This window comes from Streptomyces sp. A1277 (assembly GCF_004795015.1).
Lineage (GTDB): Bacteria > Actinomycetota > Actinomycetes > Streptomycetales > Streptomycetaceae > Streptomyces.
In genome coordinates this window covers 78743-90835 of sequence record NZ_SSBI01000032.1, presented here as the reverse complement: position 1 = coordinate 90835, position 12093 = coordinate 78743, and the positions used below count along the sequence as shown (strand labels likewise).

9 protein-coding genes and 2 pseudogenes are annotated in these 12093 nt (G+C 69.5%); 8 read left to right on the top strand and 3 right to left on the bottom strand.

From position 1 onward, the window contains the following. Positions 1-173: 173 nt before the first annotated feature. Together E6R18_RS21635 and dcm are read left to right on the top strand one after the other, a co-directional pair. On the top strand, positions 174-1406 hold the full coding sequence (locus tag E6R18_RS21635) for an IS4 family transposase (protein WP_136318547.1): 1233 nt from the start codon (positions 174-176) through the stop codon (positions 1404-1406). 918 nt (positions 1407-2324) lie between these two features. Beyond that, complete coding sequence (gene dcm, locus E6R18_RS21630) at positions 2325-3650, top strand: DNA (cytosine-5-)-methyltransferase (protein WP_240799810.1); 1326 nt, start codon at positions 2325-2327, stop codon at positions 3648-3650. Here dcm and E6R18_RS21625 read toward each other — a convergent pair. The 3 genes and pseudogenes from E6R18_RS21625 to E6R18_RS21615 form a co-directional block, all read right to left on the bottom strand. Then, the gene (locus tag E6R18_RS21625) at positions 3585-4043 is read right to left on the bottom strand and encodes a very short patch repair endonuclease (RefSeq protein ID WP_136318546.1); all 459 of its coding nucleotides are present in this window, start codon (positions 4041-4043) and stop codon (positions 3585-3587) included. The two genes, dcm and E6R18_RS21625, sit on opposite strands and share 66 nt — an antisense overlap. A gap of 17 nt (positions 4044-4060) precedes the next feature. Further along, positions 4061-5950, bottom strand: a pseudogene (locus tag E6R18_RS34445) (Z1 domain-containing protein); the annotation flags it as partial. 160 nt (positions 5951-6110) lie between these two features. Further along, positions 6111-7106 (bottom strand): annotated as a pseudogene (locus tag E6R18_RS21615) (hypothetical protein); the annotation flags it as partial. A gap of 104 nt (positions 7107-7210) precedes the next feature. Here E6R18_RS21615 and E6R18_RS21610 point away from each other — a divergent pair. From E6R18_RS21610 to E6R18_RS21585, 6 genes are all read left to right on the top strand, one after another. After that, positions 7211-8023 carry a class E sortase gene (locus E6R18_RS21610; RefSeq protein WP_136318545.1) on the top strand — a complete coding sequence of 271 codons (813 nt, stop codon included), beginning with the start codon at positions 7211-7213 and terminating at the stop codon, positions 8021-8023. Positions 8024-8102: 79 nt separating this feature from the next. Beyond that, the gene (locus E6R18_RS21605) at positions 8103-8261 is read left to right on the top strand and encodes a DUF3311 domain-containing protein (RefSeq protein ID WP_136318557.1); all 159 of its coding nucleotides are present in this window, start codon (positions 8103-8105) and stop codon (positions 8259-8261) included. Then, positions 8258-9757 (top strand): sodium:solute symporter family protein, encoded by a 1500-nt coding sequence (locus E6R18_RS21600; RefSeq protein ID WP_136318544.1) that lies wholly within the window; start codon positions 8258-8260, stop codon positions 9755-9757. Before E6R18_RS21605 ends, E6R18_RS21600 begins: the two co-directional genes overlap by 4 nt. A 103-nt stretch (positions 9758-9860) precedes the next feature. Beyond that, a complete protein-coding gene (locus E6R18_RS21595; RefSeq protein ID WP_136318543.1) occupies positions 9861-10196 on the top strand; it encodes a DUF6412 domain-containing protein in 336 nt (111 codons plus the stop codon). Between the two features lie 126 nt (positions 10197-10322). Further along, positions 10323-11093, top strand: coding sequence for a YidC/Oxa1 family membrane protein insertase (locus E6R18_RS21590; protein ID WP_136318542.1), 771 nt, complete (start codon positions 10323-10325; stop codon positions 11091-11093). A 135-nt stretch (positions 11094-11228) separates the two neighbouring features. Continuing rightward, positions 11229-12089: a fumarylacetoacetate hydrolase family protein gene (locus E6R18_RS21585; protein WP_136318541.1), complete on the top strand. Its 861-nt coding sequence runs from the start codon at positions 11229-11231 to the stop codon at positions 12087-12089. Positions 12090-12093 lie beyond the last annotated feature (4 nt).

The following is a 12093-nucleotide window of genomic DNA, read 5'->3' as shown; positions in this document are numbered from 1 at the left end:
CCCGGAGCAGTGGAACCCGGCGCCTCCCCGAGACGACACTCGGGCCCTCAACCTGCCCACTCTCAGCCCACGGCAGGAAAACGGTCCACCGACTCCGTCGGCGGACCGTCATGAAACTTCGAGGTTAAGTCCAATACCGGTAACTTAGGTGCAATCCGGTCGTTGTTGTTGGCGTGGCAAGAGCGGGTCAGTTGAAGTCATCTGGGGAGCGTCTGTCGGACCGGGTCGCGGTCGGCGTGCTGACGCAGGCGTTTCCTCGGTCGCTTGTGGACGAGGTGTTGGAGGAGACGGGCCGGGTCCAGCAGCGGAACCGGTTGTTGCCGGCCCGGCTGGTGGTCTACTTCGTGTTGGCGATGTGCCTGTTCTCGGGGCAGGGCTATGAGGAGGTCGCCCGGCTGCTGACCGCGGGTTTGCAGGGTGCGCGGTGTTGGCGTGCGTCGTGGGTGGTGCCGAGTACGGCGGCGATCTGGAAGGCCAGGTCCCGGTTGGGGGTGGCACCGCTGCGGCAGCTGTTTGTGCGGGTGTGCCGTCCGGTTGCCACGGCGGGCACTCAGGGCGCCTTCTACCGCGGCTGGCGGCTGACCGCGATCGACGGCACCACGTTCGACCTGCCCGACACGAAGGCGAACGTGGAGGCGTTCGGCCGTCCGCCGCGTTCCGGTCGGGGTGAACAGAACGTCGGCTACCCGCAGTTGCGCATGGTCGGCCTGGTCGAATGCGGCACCCACGCCATCTTCGAGGCTGCGGTCGGAGCTCTGCGCGCCGGAGAGCAGACTCTGGCCCGGGCGGTACTGGTGTCGCTGCGGCCGGGGATGCTACTGCTGGCCGACCGCGGTTTCTACGGCGTGGACCTGTGGCGCAACGCCGCGGCCACTGGGGCGGACCTGCTGTGGCGAGTCCGCAAGGACCTCGTGCTGCCGGTGGTCGAGCAGTTGTCGGACGGCTCCTACCTCACCGAGATCTTCGACCGCAGCGACATCCACCACACCCGCCGCGGGGTGCCGGTCCGCGCGGTGGAGTACTCCATCGCCGGGCACGAGGGCGCCTACCGGCTCATCACCACAATCCTCGACCCGGACGAGGCCCCAGCCGCGGAACTGGCCGCCCTCTACGCCCAGCGATGGGAGTTCGAGTCCACCCTCGACGAAATCAAGACCCATCTCGGCGGGCCGCACCTGGTACTGCGTTCGCAACGCCCTGACGGAGCCGAGCAGGAACTCTACGGCTTCCTGCTCGTCCACCACGCCATCCGACACCTGATGCACCAAGCCGCACAACAAGCCGACCAGGACCCCGACAGGATCTCCTTCACCCGCTCACTGCGCGTCGTGCGCCGCCAGGTCACCGACCAGGCGGCATTTTCCCCCCGGCAGACTCAATCGCGCGGTCAAAGCCACCCACGCTGAACTCCTCGAACGTCTCCTGCCACCACGACGCCGCCGGGCCAATCCTCGCGTCATCAAACGCAAAGTCGCCGGCTGGCCCCTCAAACGCGCCGCCCACCGGACTGCAGACCGCCCAACCACCGTGACCATCAATCTCGTTGGCGCCACCAAACCAAAACGAGTCAAACGCACACCAAAGCGCTAAGTTACCGGTATTGAGGTTAAGTCGACCACTGACCCGACCCGTCTGGTGATTCACCTGACGCGCCACGAGTACGAGGTGATGGCTAGGGATGGGGAATGGTGCCTCGCCGCCGTTCTCGTCGGAGGTGACGGGATTGCGGTGAACGTCGCGACGGTTGACCGAGGCTGGCTCCACTCGGCCGTTCCCGCCGACCAGACGAGGCGTGGCCGCTGGGAGTCCGCCCGCCTGGAGGTTCCGGCCCATGCCCTCAGGCCGGGGCTGGCGACGGAGGCGTGGCGGTTGCTGCCGGACTGGCTGCTGCCTCAGAGCCCGGTCTGGACTTGCCAGTCGGCCCCGCTGGCTTTTGCCTGAGCGAGGGCCAAGGCCGTACAACGGACGATCGCGGCGGCCCCGACGCCCGGCGTTCCGCGCGCGCTGGCTGGCCGCGATCCCGTGTGCGGTGATCCATTCAGCCTGGCAGGAACCCCGATTCAGTCAACATTCGCCCACTTGTTCGAATATGCTGGCACTCGTGCCCGTCCTGAGTTTCCGAAGTGATGGCCGGGCTCTGCCGTGTCGCAGCGGGGTGAGTAGGGCGACTGGCGCCCGGGGCCCGGTAGGCTCTGGGCGTGTCGCGCATTCAAGTTTGACCCGAAGTAGTCGGTCGAGAGGCCGGGATGCTTTGCCCGCGCGGGTCCGTGTCGACGCGCCACTTTTGCTGTCAATCCAAACGTACGAAGAGGAGACCGGAGCCGATGGGCCTCCAGGCGCACCAGGAGGATCCGATGGGTCCCAGTGACGACGTGCTGACCTCGATCGAGATCTGCGCGGGGGCTGGGGGGCAGGCCATTGGCCTCCATGAAGCCGGGTTCAAGCACCTGGCGCTTGTGGAGATTGATCCCCATGCCGCAGAGACTCTTCGGGGCAACATCGGGAGTCTGGAAGAGTGGAGCTGGGAGAGAGATTACTGTGACGTCATTTCTGGTGATGTCAATAATTTCATCCCCATCGCTTCCGGGCGAGAGCGCGAATCAGATGTAAAGAAGGCTCGGAAGTACCTGGGGAAGCCGCTCGCCAAGGGTGACCTCCATCTTCTCGCTGGCGGAGTCCCGTGCCCGCCTTTCTCTCACGCTGGAAAGCAGCTCGGGAAGGATGATGAGCGTGACCTCTTCCCTCGGATCCTTGAACTTGCTGACGAGCTCCGCCCTGAAGCGGTGATGATTGAAAACGTTCGCGGTATTAAAGATGTCAAATTCGAAGAATACCGCACTTATATTGAGGCGCGTCTCCAAGGCGGGTGGGCCAAGCACCCTGTCACCGGCATCGTTGAGGATTTTGACGGGCTCGGTTACCGGGTCTGCGAGTGGGAAGTGCTGGAGGCCAGCGACTTCGGCGTGCCTCAGCTGCGTCCCCGGGCTGTTCTGGTGGCCATCCGTAAGGACGTCCTGGGAGACCTGAAGTTCGTTTGGCCGACCGCTACGGGGAGCCCCAGGAGTGTTTTCCGAGCGCTTGAGAAGTCCATGGAACTCAGGTATGACCCGTACCTGAAAATGGGCGGAGACATCGCACGTCTGGCGGAAGAGCGCCTCGGCAGGTGGAAAGAAAAGGCGCGGAAGGCTGAGAACAGGAAAGACTTCGGCGTCGCTCCTACCCTGGTCGGCGGCTCTAAGAAGCACGGCGGTGCTGATCTCGGTCCGAGCCGCGCGAAGGCTGCCTGGGACCTTCTGGGTGTTTCAGGCGTCGGTGTTGCCAACTCCCACGAAGAGAGCGTGAGGAAGAAGACCCAGGACCGGGACCTCTTCAGGCCGACAGGGCCCATGCTCACGGTCGAGCAGGCCGCGATCATTCAGGGGTTTCCGGGCAACTGGAAGTTCTCCGGCGGGAAGACCGCGCAGTATCGGCAGGTCGGAAACGCCTTTCCGCCGCCCGTCGCTGCCGCGGTGGGCAAGGCCATCGCGGACGTGCTGCGTGCCGCCCACGAACGCGACCGCCGCAAGGCGGTGACCCCCGGGGCTCTACCCGGGCAGGTGACGTCGGCGTTCGCGGACAATGCTGACGATCTCCAGGGCGCACACGTCTGAGTTCTGGTGCTCCCAAAACCGGAGGACCACCCAGCCGGCCTCGATGAGGCGCTTGTCCGTGTCGCGGTCCCTGGCCATGTTCCGGGCTACTTTGTCCGACCAGTAGCCGGGGTTCGTCTTGGGCGGGACGTAGTGCTCGGGGCAGCCGTGCCAGTAGCAGCCGTCGATGAAAACAGCCACTTTCGCCGGACGGAAGACCAGGTCGGCCGTCCGGCGAAGATCTGGCAGGGGCCTTGCGGCGACGCGGTAGCGCAGTCCGTTCGCGTGCACGAGACGGCGGATAAGCCTTTCCGGCTGCGTGTCACGGCTGCGGATGGCCTGCATGTTTCGCCTGCGGGCCGCAGACGAGGCCCACGAGCCGTCCGGCGGGGTCCAGTTTGCGGGCTCAGGCACCGGCGGTCACTCCAGGGTCACGGTCGTCGGACTTCAATAGTCGCTTCACCAGGACGGGACGAGTCAACCGCCCGGAAGCGAACGTAGGATGCCGACTGGCCCGTCGTACTGGCCGCCGGGATGAACGCTGCGGCCAGTACCACCTTGCCAGGGTCGATGCTGCCGCCCGTCACAAGATCCGCGGGATTCCCGAGACTGGGTCGACTACCGGATAGAGGAGCACAGCTCCACGACGTGGCCGGTGCAGCTGGGAGGCGTACGGATCGTCATCGCTCAGAGGGCGGAGTCCGGTGATGCGCTCGGCGGACTGGCGGTGGGACACACCGGAGATGCGGTTGAAGACGCCGCGCGCGTTCCGCTTGCGCTGGACCAGAGTGACGGGCTGACTTCTGAGGATGCTGGCTGACACGCTCGTCGGTCCAGAGGTCTGGGGAAGGATCAGCGCCCAGTCGTCGGTAGCGGAGCCAGCGTCGCTGGCGTCCTGGAGATAGGCCAGGTGCGGGGCGAAAAGGTCTGGGCGCCCCCAGGCGAGGCTGCTCATGATCCCGAGCAGCTCTGTATGGCCGAGAACCGCTGTCTTGGCCGGGTAGCGGGTGAAGCCGCCCCGGTCATTGTCGGAAAGGGTGACGAAGACGGAGAGGTCGTCACTCAACGCCCCCAACGCCGCCCCCCAAGCCTCGACGTTCCCCCGCAGCTCCTCCGCCCCCACCGGGTACGCCGTCGGTTCCACCCACTGGCCCGGGGAACGGATCTCCACCAGCTCCGCGTTGAACATCTTGTTGCGGGCCGAGGGCCGGATCCAGGAGAGGTGCTGGGAGACCAGTGGGGGGATCTGCGCCGGGGTGACCTGGGGTTTGCCGTCCACCGGGACGGCGTAGCGGGTGAGCTGGGCGCGGAACGTTTCTTCGTCGCGGCAGATGGCCTCGAATGCCTCGTACAGGTCGACGGTCTTCGTCTTGCCCAGCAGTTCCTCGCGGCCGATGTACAGGCGGACCAGATCGCGGTAGCCGGGGCGGAAGCCGAACCAGCGGCCCATCTGCATCAGGGTGTCGGCCTGCTGGGTGGTGCGGCGGTAGTACGTGACCGTGAGGCCCTTGATCGTGAAGCCCCGGGAGAGCTTGGTGCCGCCGACCAGGATCTTCCACACGTGGGGCGTGCGCTCGAAGTCCAGGTCGGGTGGTCGTAGTCGCGCTCGGTGTCGCCGTTGACCACCAGGACGGGCGTGCCGCCGGCGTTGATTAGCTGGCGGGCGCGCGAGACGTGGCTCCTGAGCTCGTCGTACGACTCCGGCATGGGCAGGCCGTCGTCGGCGAAGCGGTGGAAGTCGGAGGCGAGGAGGTCCGCGAGGCGTTCGTGGCCCTGGCGGCTCGTGTAGGCGGCCCGGTGCCACATGGAGTTGATGCGCAGGGCGAGGGCGGTGTGCTCGGCCATCCGTACGGACTCGTGGACGCGCATGGTGTGGTGGCGGAACGGTTCGTCCGGCACGCCCCGGTCGATGCGGTACAGCTTGAGCGCGCCCGTGAGGACGAAGGCGTGCAGGGCCTCCTGTAGGCGGTCTCCCGTGTCCTGTGGATGCCGCGGATGTGGGTCTCCTCGGCGGTGCCCTCGTCCGTGTCGAGGTCGTGGAAGTCCTGGACGCCCATGTAGCCGACCGGGCGGGGCAGCGAGATGAGGAAGTCGCGCGGGAAGACGTCCTCGCCGTCGCCCGGGTCCACGAAGACGTTGGCGAACGGGGTCGCGGTGTAGCCGACGTACTGGGCGCGCGGCAGGAGACCGAGCAGTTGGGAGATCTGGCCGTTGATGGCTGTACGGGCGACCTTGCCGTCCTCCCACTTCTTCGGGTCCGTCGTGTTGACCGAAGCCTGGTCCGACTCGTCGTCGATGATCAGCGCGGGGATCTCGGAGACAGTGGGGAATCCTCGCGAGAAAGGGAGCGCTGTCGGTAGGTGCGTCAGCGCGCCGGTGCCCCGGTCCCAGCTCCCGCACGTATCCCGCCGCCCGCAGCCCAAATCCGGCTGCCCGCCGTGCCCGGCCCCCCGAGTCCCCGCGACCCCCTACCCCCCCACCCCCCCCATGGTACTCCCGGTAAGACACCCCCGACCCGCACCAGCACTCCGCGCTCTTCGCCGGTGGCCAGGGGAGGGCGCGGCCTCGTGCGGCCAGGGTGGTGGCGTACTGGGGGAGGAGGTCCGGGTCGGCGGGGGAGGCGGCCTCGGAGGCGGCGAAGGCTTCGTAGGAGGGGACCGTGCCCGTGACGATGCCGAGGTTGGGGGTGCCCGTGGTGTGGAGGTCGCGCAGGGCGGCCTCCAGGCGGGCCAGGTGGTCCGGGTGGGAGGCGTACTCGCTGCCCAGGCTCGGGTAGGAGGTGAGGAGTTCGCGCAGTTCGTCCGCCGGCCAGTGCAGCACCGCCACCGGGAAGGGGCGCGACAACGCCGTGCGGTACGTGCCCAGTTCGGCGCGCAGGCGGGTGATCTCGGCCCGCAGCTCGCCCGGGTCGGAGGAGCCGAGGGACCACAGGCGCTTCGGGTCGTGGAGTTCGTCCAGGGGGACCGCCGCCGTGTGCAGCGTGTCGGCCAGCTCGTCCCAGGCGTCGTGCGGGACGCCCATCAGCCGGCGCACCCGGTGGCGGCCGGTCAGCAGGGACTGGGTGGCGTACGGGACCTCCTCGCCCGGGGCGATCAGCAGGCGCAGGGCCGTGGAGAAGGTGTCGTGGGCCGCTTCCAGCTCGTCGTGGGCCTCCAGCGTCTCCGCCGCGATCTCCCAGGGGGCCGCCTCCTGCGGGGCCGCCACGCGGACGCCGTCGATCAGCGCGCGGGCCTCCGCCTCGTGGCCGTGCTCCCACAGGTTGGCCGCGTTGAGCGCCTTCACCAGGTGCGGGTGCTCGGTGGCCGGGTCGCTGAGCAGTTCGTCGTAGAGCGTCGTGGCGCGAGCGCGTTCGCCGGCGAGTTCCAGGTGGGCCGCGGCCTGGAGGAGCAGCGGCTCGTGGTCCTCGGGGTACTGCGCCGCGGTGCGGAGCAGGCGCTCGGCTTCGGTGATGTGATCGGCAGGCGTGTCGGGGCGCATGAATCACACCGTACTGCTGTGCGGGCGCGGGGTGGAGGCGTGTCCCGGGCCCGGCCGAGTGACCCTCGTCCCGGCTCTGGAGTGTTGCGGGCAGCGGGCCTATCGTGCGGGCCGTGGTCAAGCGGATACCGGTGGTGGTGCAGCGCGACCCGCGCCGCGGGCGCCTCGTCGCGCGCGGGCTGTGGACCGGCGCGGAGCTGGTGGTGACCCTCGGCGTCGTCCTGCTGCTGCTCGTCGCCCACCAGCTCTGGTGGACCAACCGGCAGGCCCGCGCCGACGCCGGCCGCACCGTCCGCCAACTGGAACGGGAATGGGCGGCGCCTCCGGCAGCGCGGCAGCCCGAGGCCGACGCCACGCCGGAGGCAGACGCCACGCCCGACGCCCCGCCCGGCGCCGCGCCTTCTCCGGCGGGTGGCGGCGGCCTCTCCACCGCACAACGCCCGGCAGCGGCGAAGCCCGCCCCCGACCGGGCCTACGCCGTCATCCGCATCCCCCGTATCGCCCTCACCGCCCCCGTCGCCCAGGGCATCGGCAAGCGCGGCGTCCTCGACAAGGGGTACGTCGGGCACTACCCGGCCACCGCCCCGCCCGGCGGCCGGGGCAACTTCGCGCTCGCCGGCCACCGCAACACCCACGGCGAACCGTTCCGCTACATCAACCGGCTGCGCGCCGGTGACCGGATCACCGTCGAGACCCGGGACGCCGTCTACACGTACACCGTCGACAAGACCCTCGCCCGGACCACCCCGGGCGACAGCGGGGTCGTGGCCGCCGTGCCGCGCAGCAACATCGCGCCCTACCCCGGGTATCACCGGGCCGGGTCGTATCTGACGCTCACCACCTGCACCCCCGAGTTCACCTCCCGCTACCGGCTCGTCGTGTGGGGGAAGCTGACGGGGGTGCGGGGCCGGGAATGACGGACGGGGGCCGACGGACGGGGGCCGGGACCCTCTAAGGTTTCCCGACGTGCTCAGACGACGTCCGCAGTTGTTGTGGTTGCTGGTCCCCTACGTCCTCTACCTGGGGGCGCTGCCGCTCGTGAACCGGGTCCGGCCCGTCGTTCTCGGGCTGCCGTTCCTCTTCCTCTGGCTGCTCGGGGCGACCCTGCTGACCCCCGTAGCCGTATGGCTGACCCGGCGGGGTGACCGCCGGTGAACGCCGCCGTCGCGACCTCCGTCTTCGGGGTCTTCATGGTCGCCACCGTCGCCCTCGGGCTGCTCGCCGTACGCGGCCGGCGCGGCGGTGAGGGCGGGGGCGGGCTCGCCGAGTGGTCGGTGGGCGGGCGGAGCCTGGGCACCGTGTTCATCTGGGTGCTGATGGCCGGTGAGGGCTACACCAGCTTCAGCTACCTCGGCGCCGCAGGCTGGGGCTACAACTACGGGGCGCCCGTCCTGTACGTCGTCGCGTACATGTCCTGCGGGTACGCGGTCGGCTACGTCGTCGGGCCGATGCTCTGGGCGTACGCGCGCAAGCACGGCCTCGTCGGGATCACCGACATGGTGGCGCACCGCTTCGGGCGGCCCTGGCTCGGCGCGCTCGTCGCCGTCCTCGCGACCGCCTTCCTGCTCCCGTACATCCAGCTCCAGATCACCGGCATGGGCGTCGTCGTCTCGACGATCTCCTACGGGGCCGTCAGCCTGAACTGGGCCTACTTCATCGCCTTCGCCGTCACCACCGGCTTCGTCGTGGTCAGCGGGCTGCGCGGCAGCGCGTGGGTGTCCGTGCTGAAGGACGTGCTGGTCATCGCCACGCTCGGCTTCCTGGCGATCTACGTGCCCGTGCACTACTTCGACGGCTACGGGCCCTTCCTCGACCGGCTCGCCACCGAGAAGAGCGAGTGGCTGACCTTCCCCGGCCACGGGGACAGCGGCCTCGGGCAGGCGTGGTTCATCACCACCTCGTTCCTCAACTCGCTCACCGTCGTGATCTTCCCGACCACCGTCGCCGGCTACCTCGGCGCCAAGAACGCCGACGTGCTGCGCCGCAACGCCATGTGGCTCCCCGCCTACAACGTCCTGCTCTTCGTCCCGATGCTGCTCGGCATGGCGGCCCTGTTCGTGGTGCCGGGGCTCGTCGGCGCCGAGTCCAACCTCGCCCTCTTCGAGCTCGTCGTGGACTCGCTGCCCGCCTGGTCCGTCGGGATCATCGGGGTCGCCGCCGCGCTCTCCTCGATCGTGCCCATGGCCGTGTTCATGCTGGTCATCGGCACGATGTGGGGTCGCAGCGTGCTCTCGCTCGTCCCGCGCTGGGAGCGGCGGCAGAAGGGCGCGGCCCAGTTGGTCGTCGTGGTCGCGGGGGCCCTCGCGCTGCTGCTCACGTACACCGCCCCGAACACCCTCGTACGGCTCTCGCTCATCTCGTACGAGGGCATGGCGCAGCTGCTCCCCATGGTGCTGCTGGGGCTGATGTGGCGGCGGCTGACGTTGCCCGGGGCGATGAGCGGGCTCGTCGTCGGGGTCGGTGTGGTGTGCGGGTTCGTGTTCACGGAGAACGACCCGGTGTGGGGGGTGAACGCGGGCATCGTCGCCCTCGGCGCCAACCTCGCCGTCGCGCTCGCGGTGACGTACGCCGGTCCGCGCGAGCGCGACGAGCGGCCCGACGACGAGGTGCTGGCCCGGGACGAGTGGGACGCGCCCGTGGGGGTGGGCTGAGGGCGCGTTCACGGGCTGTCAACGGCCGTTGACGCTGTCGGGTCATCGTGTATAACGGATGGACCGGTCGGAGACGAGCGAGCGAGGAAGGGAGGGCCCGCCCATGGACACCGGCGCCATGAGCCGCGTACGCCGTGGTCTCTCCCATGCCCTGCGCCCCGCCGGGCTCCTGCTCTTCCTCCTCACCGAAGTGCTCCTCGCCGAGGGCGGCAGCCTCTCCGCCGCCGTCGCGCTCGCCGCCACCGCGGCCGCCGGCACGGCGCTCGTCGCCTGCTCGGTCATCAGCGCCCGCTGCGCCGCCCCGGTGCCCCGCACCCGGGTCCGTACCGCCATGCGCGACCGGGAGAAACGCACCGCGTTCCTCCCCCAGCGGGACCCCGACGCCCAGGGGCGCCGCCGTCCCCGAGCCCCGGGCCGTGCCCTCCTGACGGCCGCGTAGGGCACCACCTTCCGTTTCCCGCCTGCCGGCGGGCGGGCCCTCGCGGGCCGTCATGCCGAAGCAGTCGACTCCGTAGTCGACGCCTCCTTCACTTCCGGCACGACGAGACCCCCGGAGGGCTCAGCCATGTCCGCCTTCATGTCCGCTTTCGCCAGCCTGGTCGGCGCCTTCGCCGACCTGCTCCACCCGCTCTTCCAGAACGCATCGACGGCCGCCGCGATCGTCCTGTTCACCGCGCTCGTCCGGCTCGCCGTGCACCCGCTGTCCCGGGCGGCCGCGCGCGGGCAGAAGGCGCAGCGCAGGCTCCAGCCGCAGATCGCCGAGCTGCGCAAGAAGCACGCCAAGAACCCCGAGCGGATGCAGAAGGCGCTCATGGAGCTGCACCGCGAGGAGAAGGTCTCGCCGCTCTCCGGCTGCCTGCCGAGCCTGCTGCAGATGCCGGCCTTCTTCCTGCTCTACCACCTCTTCTCCAGCCAGAAGATCGGTGGCGAGGCCAACGCGCTCCTCGGCCACCAGCTCTTCGACGCGCCGCTCGGCGAGCGCTGGCGCGACGCGCTGTCGCACGGCGGGATGTTCGGCGCGCAGGGCCTCGTCTACCTCGGACTCTTCGCGATCGTGGCCGCCGTCGCCACGTTCAACTACGGGCGTACGAAACGCCAGATGGCCGCCGCCCCCGTCACGCCGGCCGCCGGGCCGGACGGGCAGCCGGTGCCGGGCATGGGCGCCATGAACAAGCTCATGCCGCTGATGTCCTTCTTCACCCTCTTCACCGTCGCCTTCGTGCCGCTGGCCGCCGCGCTGTACGTGGTCACGAGCACCACCTGGACCGCGATCGAGCGGGCCTACCTGTACCGCGACATGCCCGCCCCGAGCGCCGCCGTCGCCACCGCGGCCTGATCCCGGCGGACGCGCGGCGGTCCAGTGCGTGAACAGGGTCTTGCGGAATGATCGGATGTCTTGGAGGATCGGACAAGCCTGCGATGGCCGCCACCCATTCGACGGGCCTGATCCCGACCGAGGAGAGAAAGACTCTTGAAGCTGCTTCGTGTGGGTACGGCAGGCGCGGAACGACCGGCGCTGCTGGACCGGGACGGAACCCTGCGCGACCTGTCGGGCGTCGTCCCCGACATCGACAGCGCGCTGCTCGCCGACGAGGACGGGCTCGCCCGGGTACGGGCCGCGGCCGCCGCCCCCGGCGAACTGCCCGCGCTCGACGCCGAGGGGCTGCGGGTGGGCCCGCCGCTCGCCCGGATCGGCAAGATCGTGTGCATCGGGCTGAACTACCACGACCACGCCACCGAGACCGGGGCGCGGATCCCGGACGAGCCGATCCTGTTCTTCAAGGCACCGGACACCGTCGTCGGCCCCGAGGACACCGTGCTCGTGCCGCGCGGCAGCGTGAAGACCGACTGGGAGGTCGAGCTCGCCGTCGTCATCGGGCGCACCGCCCGCTACCTGGAGACCGCCGAGGAAGGGCTCGCGCACGTCGCCGGCTACGCGGTCGCGCACGACGTCTCCGAACGCGAGTTCCAGATCGAGCGCGGCGGCACCTGGGACAAGGGCAAGAACTGCGAGACGTTCAACCCCCTCGGCCCCTGGCTGGTGACCGCCGACGAGGTGTCCGACCCGCAGGCGCTGCCGCTCAGGCTCTGGGTCAACGGCGAGCTGAAGCAGGACGGCACGACCGCCGACCAGATCTTCCCGGTCGGCGAGGTCGTCCGCTATCTGAGCCGGTTCATGACGCTCTACCCGGGCGACGTGATCAACACCGGGACCCCGGCCGGCGTGGCGATGGGGCAGCCCGAGCCCAAGCCCTACCTGAGGGCGGGTGACGTCGTGGAGCTGGAGATCGAGGGCCTGGGGCGGCAGCGGCAGGAGCTGAAGGACGCGTAACCGT

Excerpts from the sequence above, each read along its gene's own strand:
- E6R18_RS21590 (WP_136318542.1), top strand. The coding sequence starts at position 10,323 with ATGTCCGCCTTCATGTCCGCTTTCGCCAGCCTGGTCGGCGCCTTCGCC.
- E6R18_RS21595 (WP_136318543.1), top strand. The coding sequence starts at position 9,861 with ATGGACACCGGCGCCATGAGCCGCGTACGCCGTGGTCTCTCCCATGCC.
- dcm (WP_240799810.1), top strand. The coding sequence starts at position 2,325 with ATGGGCCTCCAGGCGCACCAGGAGGATCCGATGGGTCCCAGTGACGAC.